16 protein-coding genes are annotated in these 19,626 nt (G+C 72.8%); 14 read left to right on the plus strand and 2 right to left on the minus strand.

Annotation, left to right across the window (positions count from 1 at the left end; all coding sequences use genetic code 11):
- Window positions 1-3 precede the first annotated feature (3 nt).
- From ACIHFD_RS34550 to ACIHFD_RS34590, 9 genes are all read left to right on the plus strand, one after another.
- Window positions 4-903 carry a sugar ABC transporter permease gene (locus ACIHFD_RS34550; protein WP_350735945.1) on the plus strand — a complete coding sequence of 300 codons (900 nt, stop codon included), beginning with the start codon at window positions 4-6 and terminating at the stop codon, window positions 901-903.
- A 14-nt stretch (window positions 904-917) separates the two neighbouring features.
- Window positions 918-1,781, plus strand: coding sequence for a carbohydrate ABC transporter permease (locus tag ACIHFD_RS34555; RefSeq protein WP_397370505.1), 864 nt, complete (start codon window positions 918-920; stop codon window positions 1,779-1,781).
- A gap of 18 nt (window positions 1,782-1,799) precedes the next feature.
- Window positions 1,800-3,167 (plus strand): carboxylesterase family protein, encoded by a 1,368-nt coding sequence (locus ACIHFD_RS34560; protein WP_397370506.1) that lies wholly within the window; start codon window positions 1,800-1,802, stop codon window positions 3,165-3,167.
- Entirely contained in the window at window positions 3,167-4,306 is a 1,140-nt protein-coding gene (locus ACIHFD_RS34565) for an ROK family protein (protein ID WP_397370507.1), read from the plus strand. The genes ACIHFD_RS34560 and ACIHFD_RS34565 overlap by 1 nt, the downstream gene beginning before the upstream one ends.
- A gap of 25 nt (window positions 4,307-4,331) precedes the next feature.
- Window positions 4,332-5,876, plus strand: a complete 1,545-nt coding sequence (locus ACIHFD_RS34570; protein ID WP_397370508.1) for a GMC oxidoreductase — start codon at window positions 4,332-4,334, stop codon at window positions 5,874-5,876.
- Window positions 5,873-6,481, plus strand: a complete 609-nt coding sequence (locus ACIHFD_RS34575; RefSeq protein WP_355199650.1) for a nucleoside deaminase — start codon at window positions 5,873-5,875, stop codon at window positions 6,479-6,481. The genes ACIHFD_RS34570 and ACIHFD_RS34575 overlap by 4 nt, the downstream gene beginning before the upstream one ends.
- Window positions 6,478-7,437: a sugar phosphate isomerase/epimerase family protein gene (locus tag ACIHFD_RS34580; protein ID WP_397370509.1), complete on the plus strand. Its 960-nt coding sequence runs from the start codon at window positions 6,478-6,480 to the stop codon at window positions 7,435-7,437. The genes ACIHFD_RS34575 and ACIHFD_RS34580 overlap by 4 nt, the downstream gene beginning before the upstream one ends.
- 121 nt (window positions 7,438-7,558) lie before the next feature.
- Window positions 7,559-7,885 carry a hypothetical protein gene (locus ACIHFD_RS34585; RefSeq protein ID WP_397370510.1) on the plus strand — a complete coding sequence of 109 codons (327 nt, stop codon included), beginning with the start codon at window positions 7,559-7,561 and terminating at the stop codon, window positions 7,883-7,885.
- 3 nt (window positions 7,886-7,888) lie between these two features.
- Complete coding sequence (locus ACIHFD_RS34590) at window positions 7,889-8,731, plus strand: hypothetical protein (protein WP_397370511.1); 843 nt, start codon at window positions 7,889-7,891, stop codon at window positions 8,729-8,731.
- A gap of 18 nt (window positions 8,732-8,749) precedes the next feature.
- On the opposite strand, the gene ACIHFD_RS34595 is transcribed toward ACIHFD_RS34590, so the two are convergent.
- Entirely contained in the window at window positions 8,750-9,697 is a 948-nt protein-coding gene (locus tag ACIHFD_RS34595; RefSeq protein ID WP_397370512.1) for an aldo/keto reductase, read from the minus strand.
- Window positions 9,698-9,706: 9 nt separating this feature from the next.
- On the minus strand, window positions 9,707-10,936 hold the full coding sequence (locus ACIHFD_RS34600; RefSeq protein WP_397370513.1) for a cytochrome P450: 1,230 nt from the start codon (window positions 10,934-10,936) through the stop codon (window positions 9,707-9,709).
- Between the two features lie 247 nt (window positions 10,937-11,183).
- Between ACIHFD_RS34600 and ACIHFD_RS34605 the strand changes: the two genes are divergently transcribed.
- Genes ACIHFD_RS34605 through ACIHFD_RS34625 form a run of 5 tightly spaced genes read left to right on the plus strand, consistent with a single transcriptional unit; the run spans window position 11,184 to window position 19,622 of the window.
- Entirely contained in the window at window positions 11,184-12,719 is a 1,536-nt protein-coding gene (locus ACIHFD_RS34605; RefSeq protein ID WP_397370514.1) for an FAD-dependent monooxygenase, read from the plus strand.
- The gene (locus ACIHFD_RS34610) at window positions 12,716-13,588 is read left to right on the plus strand and encodes a phytanoyl-CoA dioxygenase family protein (protein WP_397370516.1); all 873 of its coding nucleotides are present in this window, start codon (window positions 12,716-12,718) and stop codon (window positions 13,586-13,588) included. The genes ACIHFD_RS34605 and ACIHFD_RS34610 overlap by 4 nt, the downstream gene beginning before the upstream one ends.
- A 36-nt stretch (window positions 13,589-13,624) precedes the next feature.
- Window positions 13,625-14,674 (plus strand): ketoacyl-ACP synthase III family protein, encoded by a 1,050-nt coding sequence (locus ACIHFD_RS34615; RefSeq protein ID WP_397370518.1) that lies wholly within the window; start codon window positions 13,625-13,627, stop codon window positions 14,672-14,674.
- A 47-nt stretch (window positions 14,675-14,721) separates the two neighbouring features.
- Window positions 14,722-15,780, plus strand: coding sequence for a ketoacyl-ACP synthase III family protein (locus ACIHFD_RS34620; RefSeq protein WP_363975825.1), 1,059 nt, complete (start codon window positions 14,722-14,724; stop codon window positions 15,778-15,780).
- The gene (locus ACIHFD_RS34625) at window positions 15,780-19,622 is read left to right on the plus strand and encodes a type I polyketide synthase (RefSeq protein WP_397370543.1); all 3,843 of its coding nucleotides are present in this window, start codon (window positions 15,780-15,782) and stop codon (window positions 19,620-19,622) included. Before ACIHFD_RS34620 ends, ACIHFD_RS34625 begins: the two co-directional genes overlap by 1 nt.
- Window positions 19,623-19,626: the final 4 nt, after the last annotated feature.

Below are 19,626 nucleotides of genomic sequence, written 5' to 3' on the forward strand. Positions count from 1 at the left end.
CACATGACCACCACCGTCGCACGCCGGCCCCGGGGCTCCCGCCGGACGGGTGTCGCCTGGCTGTTCCTCGCACCGTTCGCCATCGTGTTCCTGCTCTACACGGCTGTCCCCACCGTCGCCGCGCTCGGGTTCAGCCTCACCGACCTGCGGGGCACGGATCTGCGCGATCCGTTCGCCGTCGACTTCACCGGCCTGGAGAACTATCTCCGCCTGTTCCAGGACGAGAGCTTCCTGCGGGACATCCTCAACACCGCGCTCTTCGTGGTGGTCGGCGTGCCGCTGACCATGGGGATCGGGTTCGCCCTGGCCTTCGCGCTCAACACCGGCATCCGGCGGCTGCGCGGCGTGTTCCGCGTCGTCTTCTTCGCACCGGTCGTCACGAACATCGTGGCCGTCGCGCTGATCTGGCAGTACGCCTTCAACGCCGGCGGCACCGTCAACAAGGTGCTCGGCGCCGTCGGATTCGCCGGACCGAACTGGCTGGACGACCCGAACCTGGCCATGCCCGTGGTCATCCTGCTCGGGATCTGGCGCAACTTCGGCACCGCGATGGTGCTGTTCCTCGCGGGTCTGCAGGCGGTCCCGCAGGACGTGTACGAGGCCGCCGCCCTCGACGGGGCCGGCCGGTGGCGGCAGCTGAGGAACATCACCCTGCCGCTGCTGTTGCCCACCACGCTCATGGTGTCGGTGCTGCTGACCGTCTTCTACCTCCAGGTGTTCGACGAGCCGTACCTGCTGACGAACGGCGGCCCGCTGGGCTCCACCGAATCGGTGGCGCTGTACACCTACCACCAGTTCGGGTCCGGGGCGCTCGGGACGTCCTCGGCCGCGTCCTTCGTGATGCTCGTCCTCGTGATGCTGGTGAGCGTCGTCCAGTTCCGGCTGCTGAGGCCCCGCGCATGAGCACCATCGCCACGGTGCGAGACACCGAAATGATCAGCGCCCGGGTCGCCGTGCGCCGCCGGTCCGTCACCCGGCCCCTGCTGTACGGCGCGCTGGTGCTGTGCGCGCTGCTCACCACGCTTCCGTTCGTCTGGGTGATCAGCGGCTCGCTGCGCAGCCTCGACGAGATCCGCTCCGACCCCGGCGCCTGGCTCCCGGCCCACGTCACCCTCGGCAACTTCACCCGGCTGTTCGCCACCGAGGGCTTCGGCGGGTACATGGTCAACAGCATCGTGGTCGCGATCATCGTGGTGGCCGGCAACATCGTGGCCGCGTCGGCCGCCGGCTACGCGCTCGCCAAGCTCGACTTCGCGGGCAAGCGGCTCGCCTTCGGCGCCGTCATGGCCGCGATGATGGTGCCGTTCACCGCGGTGTTCGTCACGCAGTTCGTGATCACTGTCGACATGGGTCTGGCGGACACCCTCGCCGGCATCGCGCTGCCCGGGGTGGCGATGCCGATGTCGGTCTTCATCATGCGGCAGTACGCGATGTCGATCCCCGGCGAACTGCTCGAAGCGGCCCGCATCGACGGCGCCGGCGAGTTCCGGATCTTCTTCCGGATCTTCCTGCCGCTGGCCGGCCCCGCTGTCGCGACGATCACGATCATGTCGTTCCTCGCCTCCTGGAACAACTTCATCTGGCCGCTCATCGTCGCTCAGAGCATGTCCAGCTACACGCTCCCGGTCGGCCTCGCCGCCACCAGCCAGGCCGCGTCGCACGTCACCGACTACGGGCTGCTCCTCGCGGGTGCGATCGTCGTGATGCTGCCCGTGCTGGTGCTCTTCCTGTTCCTGCAGCGCTACTTCGTTCAGGGCGTCGCCGGAACGGGGATGCGGTGAGCCGTGTTGGATGATCGGATGGACTCATTCGACGCGCCCGGCGAGCCGGTCACCGTTCATGCTCCCGCGGGCACGATCATCGGCCGCCGCGCCGGCCAGGTAAGGCGCTTCCTCGGCATCCCCTACGCCGAAGCACCCACCGGAGTGCGGCGGTTCGCCCCGCCGGTCCCACGTGGCCGGTTCCCGGAGCCGTTCGACGCGTCCCGGCACGGCGCCACCTCGCAGCGCGTGCCGCTGTTCGCCACGACGACCATCCCGGAGCCGTCGATCCCGGGCGATGACGTGCTGAACCTCGGCATCGTCACCCCGGCCCCAGACGACGACCGCGGGCCCCTCCCCGTCATGGTGTGGATCCACGGCGGCGGTTTCCTGGCCGGGAGCCAGGCCAGCCCGTGGTACGACGGCCCCGCCTTCGCCCGCGACGGCGTCGTCTGCGTCACCGTCGGCTACCGGCTGGGCGTCGACGGATTCGCCCCGCTGGACGGCGTTCGGCCGAACCTCGCGCTGCTCGACCTGCTGCTCGCCCTGGACTGGGTGCGGGAGAACATCGCCGCTTTCGGCGGCGACCCCGACCGGGTCACCATCGCCGGCCAGTCGGCCGGGGGCGCGGCGGTGCTCGCGCTGCTCTCCTCACCCGCGGGCAGCGGCCGCTTCCACCGCGCGGTCAGCCTGTCCGGCGGCATCTTCGGCGGAGGCGCGGACGCCGCCCGCGACCTCCTCGAACGGCTCGGGCGCAGGCTCGGCGTGCCGCCGACGGCCACCGGATTCGGCAGCCGTACCGTGGAGCAGATCCAGCAGGCGGTCATCGACCTGCGGGACGAAGGCGGCGGCGGGCTCGTGCTCGGGCCGTGCGTCGGCGACGACCTCCTGCCGGTGCCCATCGCCGACGGGCTCGCCGTCCATGGGCACGACGTGCCCGTGCTGCTCGGCGCGACGGCCGACGAGTTCGACGGCGGCGTCGAGCAGGAGGCGAGAGCCGCCGCCCGCGCGGCGGGCACCCGCTTGACGGACGCCCTGTTCCGTTCCGCCTGCGCGCGCACGGCGGCCGCCCGCCGCCAGGCCGTCGCCGGGACCTGGCTGTACTCCTTCGAATGGCCGTCTCCCGTGCTCGGCGGTGCCGCGCACTGCGCCGACCTGCCGTTCTTCTTCGACGTGCTCGACGCGCCCGGCGTCCCCCAGGCGCTCGGACCGAACCCGCCCGCCGACCTGGCCACGCTGATGCACGCCGATCTGGCCGGGTTCGTGCATGGCCGGGAGCCGGCCTGGGCGCGGGCGACCGGCGGGCCCGGCGATCCGGCGCGCGAATACGGCCGGCCCGGAGCGGCCCTCGCGGCCGACACCACCGGCGTGTACGACCCCGTCGTACGGGCGGTGGAGGAGTGCTGATGCCCGGGATGAACCAGAGCGCCGTCCGGCGGGTCAACACCTCGGTCACCCTCCGGGCACTGGCCGTGTCGGCCGGGCCGATCACGCTGGCCGAGCTCGCCGAGCAGACCGGGCTGTCCCGCCGTACCATCGAGCTCATCCTGGACTCGCTCGTCGAGGCGGGCTGGGTGACCGAGCTGGACCGCGTGCCGACCAGCGGCTACGCCGGGCGCCCCGCCCGCCGCTACGAGCTGCGGGCCGAACACGCGCTGCTGGCGGCCGTCTGCGTCACCACCTCCGACGTGTCCGCGGTCATCGCCGACGTGCGCGGCCGCATCGTCGGCCGGGCGCACCGGCTGCTGCGCTCCTACCAGGATCCGCAGGCCACCCTCGACGACACGGCGGCGCTGGTGCTGGCGGCGCTCGACGACGCGGGCGGGTCGGCGGACCGGCTGCGCGCCGGCGCGGTGGCCAGCGGCGGTGCGATCGACGACGACGGGGTCGTCCGGCGTCTGGTCCACACGACGCGCTGGGAAGGCGTGCACCTGCCCGACCAGCTCAGGCAACGCATCCGGATTCCCTGGTTCGCGGACAACGACACCAACCTCGGCGCGCTCGCGGAGCGCTGGCGGGGCGTCGCCAACGACCACGACAACGTCGTATGGGCGATCCTCGGGAACCGGGCGGGCCTCGGCATCCTCATCCGCGGAGCCGTGCACCGCGGTCTGGACGGCGCCGCGGGTGAGATCGTCGAAGCGCGGTCGATACCGACCGGCTCCATCGAGAACCGCCCGGTGGCCTGGCTGACCTCACCGCAACCGGCCGAACGCAGCGTCGCGCTCGGCCGCTTCGACGCCGCTCGGGCCGGTGATGCGACCGCGCTGGCGGAGGTCGACGAATTCGTGGAGAACATCGCCTCGATCCTCACCACCTTGTCGTGGACCATCGCACCGTCGCTCATCGTGCTCGGCGGCGGCCTGGAGGACGCGGCCGACGTGCTGCTGCCCCGGGTGCGCGCGGCGATGCGCGACGCTCGCGCCCCCGCGGTCGAGTTGCGCGCCACCGGCCTGGGCCGCGACGCGCCGCTCGTCGGCGCGGTCAAGCTGGCCCTCGACCGGATGGACACCGAACTGTTCGGCCCACTCACCCCGAGTCAATGATCCGGCACGAGCTTGGAGTCTCACTGTGACCGACACCCCCGGCACCGATGTCCTCATCGTGGGCAGCGGCATCATGGGATCCGTCGTGGCCCTGCTGCTGCGCGAGGCCGATCCCGCGCTGGACATCACGATGGTCGACGGCGGCACCGCGATCGGGGAGGCCCCCGGCCTGCACCTGCACGACCTCGACGACCCGGTCCTCTGGTCGCGCTACAACGACCGGGTCGCCACCGGCATCCAGGGCATGTACACGGGCGCCGAGGTGGTGCGCGAGGTCGCGGGCGGCCTCACCGACCTGACGCCCGGCATGTTCCACGCGCTCGCCTTCGGCGAGGACGCCGAGGCGATGCCGGCGACCGCGCTCGCCTGGAACGCGGGCGGCATGGGCGTGCACTGGACCGCCGCGACGCCCTGGCCCGCCGGAGCCGAGGTGTTCGACTTCGGCGACCCGGACCGCTGGGCGGCGGACCTGGACACCGCCCGCCGGGTGCTCGCCGTTACGCCGTCCGCGATCGGCCCGACCGAGGTCGGCCGGACGGTGCTCGACGTCCTGCGCCGGCGCTTCGACGGCGTCGGACCGGGGGACCGGCGACCGCAGCCGATGCCCATGGCCGTCACCGCGACGGCGTCGGGTCCCATGCCGCGCACGGCCCCGGGGACGATCTTCCCCGCGATCGCGGCGGGCGGGGACCAGGGATTCACCCTGGCGACCGGCACGCTGGCCGCGACGCTCCTCGTCTCCGGCGGACGGGTCGCCGGGGCCCGGCTGCGCCGCGTCGCCGACGGAGCCGAGTGGGAGCTCCTGGCGGACACCGTGGTGGTGTGCGCCGACGCGCTGCGTACCCCGCAGCTGTTGTTCGCCTCGGGCATCCGGCCCGCGGCGCTGGGCCGCTACCTCAACGAGCACGCGTTCATCACCGCCCGGGTGCTCCTCGACCTCGACCGGTACGGCCTCGGCCGCGGCGACCTGCCCCTGCCGCGGCCCGGCGAGTTCAGCACGGACTCGCTCTGGCTGCCCCAGAACGGAGCGGCACAGCCGTTCCACGGACAGATCATGAACCGCACGTACGTGGACGAAGGCGGCGACGCCCTCGCGTACTCCGTGGGCCTGGGACTGTACGCCCCCGTCGAATCCCGCCCCGAGAACCGGCTCGTGTTCTCGGAAACCCGGACCGACCTCGCCGGAATGCCGCGGATCACCGTCGAGTTCGGCTACTCCGACGCCGACCGAGCGCTCATCGGCCGCGCGCTTGACGAGGTCCGGTCGATCGCCGAGGAGTTCGGCTCGTTCGATCCCGCGACCGAGCGCGCGCTGCTGCCGCCCGGCTCGTCGCTGCACCAGACCGGCACGGTCCGCGCCGGTCTGGCCGACGACGGCACCAGCGTGTGCGACCCCGATGGCCGGGTGTGGGGCTTCGACAACCTGTACGTTGCGGGCAACGGTGTGATCCCCACCGCGATGGCCGCCAATGTCACTCTGACCGGCGCGGTTACCGCGGTGCGGGCCGCTCGCGCCGTCGCAGGACGACACGCGGCGCCGGCCGCACACCGAGAGGAAGCACGATCGTGATCGACATCGCCAAGGAATACCGCGTTGCGCTGCCCGCGTGGATCGACGACGAACTGGCGGCCGTGCCCGCCCTCGTCCCCGGCCGCGACGACCGGATGCGCCTCGTGCACCGCCTCGCCGACCGCAACTGGCGCGAGGGCAACGGCGGCCCGTTCGCCGCGATCGTCGCCGAGCCGGAGTCCGGCCGGATCGTCTCGGTCGGCGTGAACGTCGTGCTCGCCTCCGGCGTCTCCAGCGCGCACGCCGAGGTCGTCGCGCTCGGACTCGCCCAGAGGGCGGTCGGCGGCTGGGACCTCGGCGGCGACGGGTCGCCCGCACACGAGCTGGTCGTGAACTGGCGTCCGTGCATCCAGTGTTACGGCGCGGCCATGTGGTCCGGGATCCGCGGTCTCGTGGTCGCCGGCGAGGGCCCCGAACTGGAGGAGATCACCACGTTCGACGAGGGCCCGCTCGGCGCGGACTGGGCCGAGCAGTTCGAGGCACGCGGCATCCGGGTCACCCGTGACGTGCTCCGGGACGAGGCGCTGGCCGTGTTCCGCGACTACCGCAAGGCCGTCGACACCGGCGGCGTCACCGTCTACAACGCCCGCGGAGGCACCGAATGACGCTGGGGAACACCACCGAACCCCGCTTCGCCACCGACATCATCACCTTCTACCACCCGGGGTTCTGGGGGCTCGACTCGGCCGGCGCCTTCCGCGAATGGGCACTCAAGAACCCCGACCGGTTCTGGGAGCGGGTGCTGGACGCGCTGGCCGAGGCCGGTGTCAGCGGCATCGAGCTGACCTTCGCGCCCGGCGACATCGACTCGGCCCTGCGGGCCTTCGGCGACGCGCCGTCGTTCCGCCGCGAACTCCAGGCTCGCGGCCTGTCCGTCGTGAGCGCCTTCATGGCCGCGAGCGAAGCACCCGACTGGCGGCACGGCGACAACCTGCCCGCGATCGTCGCCGACGCCGAACGGCACGCCGCCTTCCTCGCCGACGTGGGCGCGGAACTCCTCGTCGCCGGGCTGCCCATGCGCCAGACGTTCGGGACGCGCCCGCCCTTCTTCGTCGACGCCGCGTACATGACCCGGATGGCCGACGTCGCCCACGTGGCCGGCGAGGCCGTCGCCCGGTACGGTGTGAAGCTCGCCTTCCACACCGAGTCCAACAGCACCCTCTGGTACGAGAGGGACATCGACCTGTTCATGGCGTTGACCGATCCCCGCTACGTGTGGCTCTGCCCCGACTCCTGCCACATCGCGCTCGGGGGCGGCGACCCCGTCGCCGTCGCGCGCCGCCACGCCCAGCGCATCGCGCTGGCGCACTGGAAGGACGCGGTCAAGCCCATCGACGTCGAGCTCACCATCGACGAAACCGTCTTCGCCCAGCAGCAGCCCTACATGACCGAGCTGGGCACGGGCATCGTGGACTGGCGAGGGTGGGCCGACGCGATGTCCCGCACGCCCGGCGCCGGCATCGTGCTCATCGAGCTGGACGAGGCGGCCGACCCCGTCGCCGCGCTCCGGGCCGGGACGGCCGTCGTGCGCGTGGCCAGGACGCGGCCGTCTCCGGCCTGACCTCGGCGCCGAGCCGGCCGATCGCAGGAACGGCAAGTGGTGGTCGAGCCGACATGCCGGTCGACATTGACATCGGCTACCGGCTGTCGCAAGGTGAGCGCAGGCTGACAGAAGGATTCCCATGTCATCTGAGCGCCTTCCGGGACCGTCGAACGTCCCTCCGCCTCCACGCCGGGGCGACAGCTCGGTGCACGACCTGTCGAGGGCCACGGGTGAGGACGGCGGGGCCTCGGCGTTCCGCCGTGCCCTCGGCTCGCCCCGAACCCACGAGACCGTCCGGGCGCTGGTCGACGCCGGCGGCCAGATGCGCATCGCGGAGCTGCAGGACCGGGCAGGGCTGTCGTTCCAGCAGTTCACGGCGGTGCTGGCCGAGCTGACAGAAGAAGGGTTGGTGACGGTCAAGGGACCTCCCGGCGACGAGGTCGTCCACCTGTATCGCGAGGTGTGAGCCATGTGGGTGCCCTTTCTCGCGGTCGTCCTCATCGGCGCGCTCGTCGCGCTGGCCGAGCTGGTGTCGCGGTATCGCGACAACCCCGCCGGGGCGCTGTGGTCGGTGCCGGCGGCCTTCTACGTCGCCGTCAACGCGGGCGGCGCGGCGGCGGCGTTGTGGACGGTCACGCAGTTCGGGTGGACCTTCGGCGCCACGGGGGAGAGCGTCATGTTCACGCAGGTGCTGGCGGCGGGGTTCGGGTCGGGGGCGCTGTTCCGCAGTTCGTTGTTCAACATCACGGCGGGCAACCAGGTGGTCGGGGTCGGGCCGAGCGCGGTGCTCACGGTGATCCTGTCGGCCGCCGACCGGGCGGTGGATCGGGGTCGGGCCAGGATCCGGTCCAGGGGGGTCGGCGACATCATGCGCGGGTTCCCGTTCGAGCGGGGCGCGGACGCGCTGTTCCATTACGCGGTGGCGGCGCTGCAGAACTTCACGCCCGCCGAGGTCAAGGTGGTCGAAGACCGGATCGCGTCCCTGCGCTCGGGGCGGGAGGCCACCCTTCCCGAGCAGGTCAAGTCGTACGTGCTGGGTCTGTCGTTGCAGGCACTGATCGGCGAGAAGGTCCTGCGGGAGCTGGTGAATTCGTTGCGGCCCGCCTTCGAGCAGACGCCGCCCGCCGAGCAGGCGCTGCTGGACGTGCTCCGCGCCAACGGCACGTCCGAGCTGCGCAAGCTTCAGGCACTGTCGGGGCTGCAGCTGTTCGAGTTCTCGCGGGTGCTGGACGGGCTCGTCGCGGCGGGGCGGGTGGCCGTGGACGGCGGGTCGGGCCAGGAGATCGCAAGCTTGGCGAAAATGACGCCTTGACGTACGAGGCTCGCATCGTCAAACCGCCGCGAGGAGCGGCATCAGCCCGGTGATCTCGGCGAGTTCCTCGGTGGTCGGTTCCCAGTCGCCGGCGGCCGCGTTGGCCCGGACCTGCTCCGGGGCGGTCGCGCCGGCGATCACCGAGCCGCAGCCGGGCAGCGCCGCCAGCGCGCCGATGGCCACGTCCAGGAGGGACCGGTCGTGCTTGTCGGCCCAGGACGTCAGCGCCTCCACCCGGTCCAGCTTCTCCGGCGTGACGAGGTGGGGGCGCTCCGCGAGCCGGCTCCCGGCCGGCGGCTCGTGCCCGCGCCGCACCTTCCCCGTCAACAGCCCGTGGGCCAGCGGGAAGTACGGCAGCACGCCGACCCCGTAGTGCAGGGCCGCCGGCACCACTTCGCGTTCGGCGCCGCGCTCCAGCAACGACCAGTGGTTCTGCGCCGACACGAACGGTGCGCATCCCCTCGCGCGGGCCACGTGCGCGGCCTCGGCGATCTGCCAGCCGGCGAAGTTGGAGCTGCCGACGTAGCGCACCTTGCCCTCGCGCACCAGCTCGGTCAGGGCCTCCAGCGTCTCCTCGATCGGGGTGACGCCGTCGGGGAAGTGGTACTGGTAGAGGTCGATGTAGTCGGTACGCAGGCGGCGCAGCGACCCCTCCACCGCGCGCCGGATGTACGACCGGCCGCCCAGCGTTCCGGACGCCGCACCCTGGTCGCCAGGTCTGCCGAACTTGGTGGCCAGCACCACCTGGTCCCGCCGGCCGGCCAGCACCTCGCCGAGGATCTCCTCGGAGGCGCCGTGCACCGCGCCGTACGCCTCGGCGGTGTCGAAGAGCGTCACGCCCTCCTCGATCGCCGCGTCCACCACCTCCCTGGTACGGGCCACGTCGATCCGCGAGCCGATGTTGTTGCAGCCCAGACCGACCACCGACACCCGCAGGCCGGAATCGCCCAAGGTCCTGTAACGCATGATCCGAAGTCACCCTTCGCTCGAACGGTCCGCCGGGGCGGCGCCCCAGGTGACCGGCAGGCGGTCCACCCCGTACACCGCCATGCGGTCGCGGGTCGGCACCTCGGCCGCCGGAACGGCCAGGCGCAGGTCGGGAAAGCGCTCGAAGAGCGCGGTCAGCGCGATGCGGAGCTCGGCCCGGGCGAGATGCTGGCCGAGACACTGGTGGATGCCATGCCCGAAGGCCAGGTGCCCGGTCGCGGAGCGGGCCAGGTCCAGGGTGTCCGGGTCGGGGAAGCGTTCCGGGTCCCGGTTCGCGACCGGCAGCGCCAGCACCACGGTCTCGCCGGCCGCGATGACCTGGCCGCCGAGCTCGACGTCCGTCAGCGCGGTGCGCCGAACGTCGAACTGGAGGATCGACAGGTACCGCAGGAGCTCCTCGACCGCCGGTTCGGTGAGCTCAGGGTCCGCGGCCAGGCGGGCTCGCCGGGCCGGGTCGGTCAGCAGCACGAAGGTCGCGAGCGCGAGCATGCTCGACGTGGGCAGATGGCCGGTGGCCAGCAGCACCATCCCGAGGTTGGTGAGTTCGTCGTCGCTCAGGCCGCCGGTCGCCACGGCGTGCGCCAGCAGCCCGTCGTCCGGCGGGCCTGATCCGGCGCGCAGGCGCTTGAGGAGGCCGCGCACCGTCTCCGTGATCGACATCACGGCCTCGGCGGTCTGGCCCGGTGTGGAGTCCAGGTCGTTCATCACTCCGGTGGCCGCCTGGATCACGTGCCGATCCTGCGCGGGGACGCCGAGCAGCTCGCAGATGACCAGCGCCGGAACCGGGACGGCGAACGACGCGACGAGATCGGCGGGCGGCCCGGCGGCCGCCATGGCGTCGAGCGCCTGCGCGGTGTACCGCCGGATCGCGGGCGTCAGCTCGGCGACGCGGCGAGGGCCGAAATGGCGGCTCAGCAGGCGGCGGTACCGGGTGTGTTCGGGCGGGTCCATGTGGGGGAAGATCCCCGGCTCGGCCGGCGTCGGCCGCTGCTGTGCGCGCTCGCGGCCGACCGGCTGGTGCAGCAGCTCGCGCCGGGTGCTGAAGCGTGGGTCCGCCAGGATGGCGCGGGTGACGGCGTACCCGGTCGCCACCCAGCCCACGTGCCCGTCAGGATAGGCGAGCCGGCTGAGCGGGGCTCGCTTCCGCAGCTCGACGGGCGGGTCGAAGGGATTGGGCCGGTCGGTCTCCAACGGCTGGGCCTTCCGACCATCGCTCATCCGGCAACCTCCCACCTGCGCGCCGGCCCGGCACGCCGTTGATCATCGGCGCTGATGATTATGCATGGTGAGTCCGAAAAATGACACCACTAGTCATTTATGGATCATCCGATTAGCATCGGCGCTGACCGCCCGGAGGCACATCTGTCAACACTCACGTTGCGAACCGCCGTGAGTATCGCCGGTCTGTAGTGGCGACCCGGCAGCTTTTTCAGCAGTCTCTTTCTCTCCTCCAGCAGAGGTGTTAATGGCGTATCTGGATGCGCAGGTCGCAGTTGTCGGTGCGGGACCGGTGGGGCTCATGCTCGCTTGTGAGGTGGCCCTCCACGGCGTTCCGGTGGTGGTGCTCGAACGGCTGCCCGCGATCGAATGGCGCCCGAAGGCCGAGGGCATCACCGGACGGGCCATCGACATCATGGACCGTCGCGGTCTCATGATCGGGGTGACCGAGGCGCCTGCCGCGCCGCTGACGTCCGAGCAGCAGGATCGCATCGCCGAGGGGGAGCGGCGGCCGGACAGCCTGCTCCCCAAGGCGTTCCCCGGCGCGCGGCATTTCGCCACCATGTTCCTGCTCCGCCCGGAGTCCCCCGACCTGCTGGTGCCCCAGCAGCTTCTGGAGGAGGACCTGGCGCGGCGCGCGGCGGACCTGGGCGTCGAGGTACGACGCGGCCACACGGTCACCGGTTTCGTCCAGGACGACGACCGGGTTCGTCTCGACGTCGAAGGCCCGGACGGGCCGTACCGGATGGAGGCGGAATGGCTCGCCGGCTGCGACGGTGGCCGGAGCGTGGTCAGGAAGCTGTCGGGCATCGCCTTCCCGGGCACGGACGGCGTCACGGCCGGATACCGCGCCTTCGCCGAGATCGACGACCCCGAATTCCATCTCCCCGGCTGGTTCCGCAAGGACGGCGGGCTCCTCGTGTACGAGGAGGGACCGCCCCGGTTCATCACGCTGGAGTTCGACGGCCCGCCGGCGAACCGGGACGCCCCCATCACGCTCGAGGAGTTCCAGGAGTCGCTGCGCCGGCTCAGCGGCACCAAGGTGACGGTCACCGAGGTCAAGAAGATCACCCGGTTCACCGACAACGCGCGGCAGGCCGAGACGTACCGCAGCGGGCGGGTGCTGCTCGCCGGCGACGCGGCACACGTCCACTCGCACTGGAGCGGCCCGGGACTGCGGCTCGGGCTGGGAGACGCCCTCAACCTCGGCTGGAAGCTCGCCGCGGTCGCGCGCGGCTGGTGCCATGAGGACCTGCTCGACACCTACCACTCCGAGCGGCACCCGATCGGCGAGCAGACGCTGGAGATCCAGCGTGCCTCGATCGCGCTGATGCGCCCCGGCCCGTACGTCGACGCGTTGCGCCGGCTGCTCACGGAGCTGCTGCTCCGCGACGAGGCGAACCGGCAGCTCACCTCCCTGGTCGACGACCTGCACATCAGCTACGACATGGGCGACCCGTCGCTGACCGGTCCGCTGGTCGGGCGCTACAGCCCGGATCTGCGGCTGCGGTGCGCCGACGGCCCCGTACGGCTCGCGGAGCTGCAACGCACCGGGCGGGCGCTGCTGCTCGACCTCGGCGCCGGCGCCCAGCCGCGGGCACTCGCCGAACCCTGGGCCGACCGGATCGACGTGGTCACGGCCGAATGCGCCGAGGCCCCGGCGGACGCCCTGCTGATCCGCCCGGACGGCTTCGTCGCCTGGAGCACGCCCGGTGACCCGGCGTCGCTGCGAGGCGCCCTCACCCGATGGTTCGGCCGCCCAGGACAGGAGGCTTCGCGATGAGTGACCCCAAGCTGACCACGCTGCCGGGGTCGGCGCCGCTCGCCGAGGCGATCGACGTCGTCGACCGGGACGGAGCGGTGATCATCGAGGACTTCGTCGACGCAGGAACGCTCCGCGGCCTGTGGGACGACCTGGGCCCGGACCTGGAACGCCAGGCGGACGGCGACGGCCGGCTGGTCGGCGAGAAGACCCGGATCCTGCCGGGCCTGATACGCCGGAGCGGGCACTCGATCGCGATCATGCGGCAGCCCCACCTGCTCGGCTGCGCGCGGCACTTCCTGCAGCGCCCGGTGAAAGCCTGGCTTGGCGAGCAGCGCGTGGAGCTCGTCCCGACGATCCAGCTCGGCATATCGCGGGCGATCCAGATCAGGCCCGGCGTGCCGCTCCAGGGACTGCACCGGGACGACACGGCCCACCTCCGTACCCACCCGGGTCCGGAGAGCCGCGTGCAGGTCATGGTCGCCGCGAGCGAGTTCACCGCGCGCAACGGTGCCACCCGCGTGATCCCGGGCAGCCATCGGTGGGACGACGAGCGGGCGCCCCGCGACGACGAGGCGGTCCCCGCCGAGATGCGGCCCGGTGCCGCGTTGCTGTGGCTCGGCAGCACCTACCACGGCGCCGGCGTCAACGCCTCCGACGCGCCGCGCACCGGCCTGTCGTACGCCTACGACCTCGGCAACCTCCGCCAGGAGGAGAACCATTACCTGTCCTTGCCGCTGGACACCGTCCGCGGCTATCCCGAGGACATCCAGCGGCTCCTCGGCTACGAGGCCTGCCCTCCCATGTGCGGGCTGTACGAGCTGAGCGATCCGATGCTGCTGCTCCGCGACGGGGCGGAGAACCCGGCCGCGACGGCGGGCCCCCAGTGAGGCCCGACGGCCTTTCGCACCGCTGAAGGAGGACGCATGCGGACACCCGACATTTTCCTGCGCAGTATCGGCGTCCATCTGCCGCCGGTGGTCAGCGTCGAGACGGCCGTCGCCGAGGGCCGCTACCCGGCCGACGAGATGGAGTACTTCCGCCTCGGCGGCGCGGCGGTGGCCGGCGACGTACCGGCTCCGGAGCTCGCGCTCCGCGCGGCCCGCCACGCTTTTGAGCGCTCCGGCGGGATGTCACCCCGCGATCTGGACCTCATGCTGTACGCCGACGTCTGGCACCAGGGACCGGAGGGCTGGCAGCCGCAGTATTACCTGCAACAGCACCTCATCGGCGGCGACGTCCTGTCCGTCGAGCTGCGGCACGGATGCTGCGGGCTGTTCAGCGCCCTGCAGCTCGCCGCCGGATACCTGCGGCCGGGCGGCAGCGCGCTGCTGCTCGGCGCCGACAACCACGGCACCCCGCTGGTCGACCGGTGGCGCATGATCGAGGGCAACGTGATGGGCGACGCCGGGTGCGCGCTGCTGCTCACCACGGACACGGGCTTCGCGGAGCTGCGCTCGGTCAACGTGGTCGTGCTCCCGGAGGCCGAGTCGGTCAACGACGGCGGCGTGCCGATGTTCCCGCCGGACGCGACCGTCGGCCGGCCGCTCGACTTCGCCTCCCGCAACCGCGAGTTCCGCAAGCGCCTTTTCGCCCGCGACGGTTCCGACGTCATGCTGGCGATCCAGACGACGCTGATGGGGCTGGTCGACCGCACGCTCAAGGAGGCGGGGATCACCCTCGACGAGGTGGCGCGCGTGGCCTTCCCGCACGGGCGCTGGGACGACCTGGAGCACCGGGGGGTGAACTGGTTCGGGCTGACCTTGGCCGACACCACCTGGGACTACGGCGCGAGCGTCGGGCACCTCGGGGTCAGCGACCAGTTCGTCGCCCTCGACCACCTGATGGCCGCCGGGGCGCTGGCCCGCGGCGACTACATGCTGCTCGTCGGGCTGGGCGCCGGCACCACCATGGCCTGCGCCGTCCTGCGAATCCTCGACGTCCCCCAGGAGTACGCCCCCGGCGGGCCCGGCTGAGCAGGCGCCCGCATCGAGGATCGAGTTCGACGAGCCCGGGAGGCGGCATGGAGACGGCGGACATGTACATCAGCGGGGTCGGGTCCTACCTCCCTGCCACGGTGAGCGTGGAGCAGGCCGTGGCGGCGGGGTGGTATTCGGCCGAGGAGGTCGAGCTGCACCGGCTCGCCGCGGTCGCGGTGGCCGGTGACGTCCCGCCACCGGAGATGGCGTTACGGGCGGCGCGGAGCGCGGTGGCCCGCAGCGGACGTTCCCCGACCGAGCTGGACCTGCTGCTGTACGTCTCGACCTGGCATCAGGGCCCGGAGGGCTGGCCGCCCCAGGCGTACGTGCAACGCCACCTGGTCGGCGACGGCGTCCTGTCCACCCAGCTCAAGCAGGGCTGCAACGGCATGTTCGCGGCCCTGGAGCTGGCCGCGAGCTACCTGCGCGCGGCGCCAGGCCGCCAGGCGGCGCTGCTGGTCGCCGCCGACAACTACGGCACCCCGCTCGTCGACCGGTGGCGGATGCTGCCCGCGGCCGTCGCCGGTGACGCGGGCAGCGCCCTCGTGCTCGACACCGAGCCGGGGTTCGCCCGGCTGGCGTCGGTGTGCACGATGTCGGTGTCGGAGGCCGAGGAGATGCACCGCTGCGCCGAGCCGCTGTTCCCGCCCGGCGTCACCGAGGGCCGCACGGTGGACTTCGGGGCGCACAACGACGTGTTCCGGCGGCGCGCGGTCGTCGAGGGCGACGGCACCGGGGTGCTCGTGACGCTGGACGAGCGGATGGCCGAAGTGATCGACCGGGCCCTGTCGGAGGCCGGGATCAAGCCGGACGACGTGACCCGGGTGGCGTGCATGAACACCTCCCAGGAGATCGCCGACCAGATCTGCGAGCACCGGCTGGGCATCCCGGCGTCCCGGTCGGCCTGGGACTTCGGCCGGACGATCGGCCACTGCGGGGCCAGCGACCAGATCCTCGCGCTGGAGCACCTGGTCCGCGACCATGCCCTCCAGCCCGGCGACCACCTGCTGATGTTCGGCTTCGGACCGGGCGTGACGATCTCGGCCGCCGTCGTGGAGATTCTCGAGTCGCCCGTGTGGGCGCGGATGCGGAGTGACGTGTGATGGATCGACCGGTCGAGATGATCGCGCTGATCGGGATCGGCTGCCGCCTGCCCGGCGGCGTCGGCTCGGCGGAGGAGTACTGGAACCTGCTGTGCGAGGGACGGGACGCCAGCGGACCGGCGCCCGCCGACCGCTGGCGCGACTACGCCGACCGCGGCCCGTCGTACGCGGCGGCGGTACGCCGCACCCTCGCGCACGGCAGCTTCCTGGACGGGGTGGCCGACTTCGACGCGGAATTCTTCGGGCTCTCGCCGCGTGAGGCGGAGCTGATGGACCCGCAGCAGCGGCTCGTGATGGAGACCGCGTGGGAGGCGCTGGAGCACGCCGGGGTGTCGCCGGACGCGCTGGCCGGCACGGACGCCGGCGTGTACGTGGGCGTCTGCACCGGCGACTACGGGCATCGGCTGCTGGAGGACCTGCCCGACATCGAGGCGTGGACCGGGATCGGCGCCGCCGGCTGCGCGGTCGCCAACCGCGTGTCGTACGCGCTCGACCTGCGCGGACCGAGCCTGGCGGTGGACACGGCCTGCTCGGCGTCGCTGGTGGCCGTCCACCTGGCCGTGCAGGCCCTGCGGGCCGGCGAGACCGACGTGGCGCTGGCCGGCGGGGTCAACCTCATCCTGTCCCCGGGCGAGACGCTCACCCTGGACGCCGCGGGGACCCTCGCACCGGACGGGCGCAGCAAGTCGTTCGACGCCGCGGCCGACGGGTACGGGCGGGGCGAGGGCTCGGTGGTCGTGGTGCTCAAGCGGCTCGCCGACGCCGTACGCGACGGGGACCGGATCCTCGCGACCATCCGCGGTAGCGCGGTCAACCAGGACGGTCGCACCGCGGGCATCATGGCGCCGTGCGGCCAGGCGCAGGAGCACGTCATGCGCCGCGCGCTGCGACAGGCGGGCGTCGAGCCGGGCACGGTCGGCTACGTCGAGGCGCACGGCACCGGCACCGCGGTCGGCGACCCTCTCGAAGCGGGCGCGCTGGGCGCCGTGTACGGGGCGGGCCGGCCGCCGGAGCAGCCGTGCCTGATCGGCTCGGCCAAGTCCAACATCGGTCACCTCGAGGGTGCCGCCGGCATCGCCGGCCTGGTCAAGGCCGTTTTGGCGCTCGAACGCGGCGAGATCCCGCCGAGCCGGCTCGACACCCCCACGTCGGCCGTCGACTGGGAGGGCGCCGGGCTGCGGGTGGTCGGCGCGCCGACGCCGTGGCCCGGCTCCCCGCATCCGCGCCGGGCCGCGGTCTCCGCCTTCGGCTACGGCGGCACCGTCGCCCACGTCGTTCTCGAAGAGGCGCCGCCGGCCCGGCCGTCCGCGGAAAGGGCCGCCGGGCCATCCGCCGAAGGGGCCGCAGAGCCATCCGCTGAAGGGATCGCGGGACTTTCCGCCGAAGGGGCCGCGGGCCGGCTGTTCCCGGTGTCCGCCGCGTCGCGGGCGGCGCTGCGGCAGGCCGCCGGCAACCTCGCCGACGTCGCCGGCAGCCTGCCGGCGGCCGACGTCGGGCACACGCTCGCCCTGCGCCGGGCCCACCTGCCGCACCGGGCGGTGGTGGCGGCACACAATCCGGCCGCGCTGGCCGTGCGGCTGCGCGCCCTGTCGGCCGGCACCCCGCACGACGCCGTGACCACCGGACGGGTGCTCCTCGACCCCGGCCCCGGCCCGGTGTTCGTGTTCTCCGGACACGGCTCGCAGTGGGCCGGCATGGGCCGGGAACTGCTGGAGACCGAGCCGGTGTTCGCCGCGGTGATCGACGAGCTGGAGCCGGTGTTCTCCGTCGAGATCGGCTTCTCGCCACGGAAGGCGCTCACCGAGGACGAGCTGATCGACGTGGACCGGATCCAGACCATGATCTTCGCGATGCAGCTCGGCCTCGTCGAGCTGTGGCGTGCGTACGGGGTGCGCCCGCACGCGGTCATCGGCCATTCGGTCGGCGAGATCGCCGCCGCCGTGACGGCCGGGGCGCTGAGCCGCCTCGATGGGGCCCGGTTGATCTGCCGGCGGTCCAGGCTGCTGCGGCGGGTCGCCGGTCGCGGCGCGATGGCCATGGTGCAGCTGCCGTTCGATGAGGCGGCGCGGCTGCTGGGAGACCGTACGGACGTGGTCGCCGCGATCGCGTCGTCGCCCGGCTCGACGGTCGTCTCCGGTGATCCGGACGCCGTCGCCGAGGTGCTGGCCGGCTGGCTGGAGGAGGGGATCCCGGCCCGCCGGGTCGCCTCGGACGTGGCCTTCCACGGGCCGCAGATGGATCCGCTGCTGGCCGACCTGACCGCCGCCGCAGCCGACCTCACGCCCGGCGCCCCCGGTATCCGGGTCTACTCGACGGCGCTGGACGATCCGCGGGCGGAACATGGCTTCGCCGGCACGTACTGGGCGGCCAACCTGCGCCGACCGGTGCGCCTGGCCGACGCCGTCGCGGCGGCCGCGGAGGACGGATACCGCGCGTTCGTCGAGATCTCCCCGCACCCGGTGGTCACCCATTCGGTGCTGGAGACGCTGGGCGCGGGCGGGCACGAGGAGGTCTTCGTCGGCGCGTCGCTGCGGCGCAACCGTCCCCCGAGCGTCACGCTGCCGGCCGGAGTGGCCGCGGCGCACTGCGCCGGCCTCGAGGTGGACTGGGAGCGGCTGCAGCCGGCCGGCGGTCCGGTCGTGCTCCCCTCCTACCCCTGGCAGCACCGCAGGCACTGGCGTACGCCGTCGGCCCCGGACACCGCCGGCCGCGGCCACGACCCGGACACGCACACGCTGCTCGGCGACGGCGTCGATCTCGCGGGCACCGACGTACGGCTCTGGCGGACCGGCGTGGACGACCAGACGCGGCCCTATCCCGGCAGCCACGCCATCGAGGGCGTGGAGATCGTGCCGGCCGCGGTGCTCGCGGCGACCTTCTTCGCCGCCGCCGGAGGTCAGCTGCTCGGCGAGGTGACGATGTCGGCGCCGCTGCTGACCGCCGACCGCCGCGAGGTCCAGGTCGTGCGGCAGGGGAGCGAGCTGCGGCTGGCCGCCCGTGCCGCGGGCGAGCCGGACGCCGCCTGGCAGCTGATCGCCACCGCCACGGTGCCCTCGACGCCGGGGGAGGCGCCCGTGCCACCGGCGCGGCCGCTCACGCCGGTGGAGCCGGGCCTGGTCGGACAGCGGCTCGCCGCCGTCGGCGTACCGGAGACCGGGTTCGACTGGCAGGTCGAGGAGCTGCTGCGCGGCCACGGCGCGCTGCGCGCCCGGGTACGGTGCGGGCCGTCCGCCACGTGGGCGCCCGTCCTGGACGCGGCGATGTCGGTGGCGCCGAGCGCGTTCCCCGGCGACCCGCTGCTGCGCATGGTGACGCACGTTGATCGGCTGGTCACGCTCGGGGAGCCGCCGAGCACGGTGGACATCGAGGTGTGGCTCGATCCCGAGCACGCCGACACGGTGCAGGTACGGGTGACCGACGGTGCCGGCGCCGTCGTCGGCTGGCTGTCGGGTCTGCGCTACCCGGTGATCGACGTGCCGACCGGTGCTGAGAACGGCGCGGAGAACGGTGCCGACGGCGTGCGGCCCGCCGAGTCGATCGCCGACCTGGGACCGGCGGAGCTGCGCGCGTTCCTGCTCGAAGAGGTCGGCGCGCAGATCGCCAAGGAGATGCGGCTGGCCCCTGCCGATCTGTCGCCGTACCGGCCGCTGGTCGAGCAGGGGCTGGACTCGGTGCTGACGGTGGTGGTCCGGCGGCGGCTGGAGAAACGGTTCCGGTGCTCGCTGCCGACGACCCTGCTGTGGCGGCAACCGACCGTCGCCGCGGTCTCCGACTACATCGCCGGGCTGGTGTCCGCCTCAAACGGCAACGGCAACGGCAACGGCAGCGCCGAGGCGGGCTGAGGAG

Source organism: Nonomuraea sp. NPDC051941 (genome assembly GCF_044593615.1).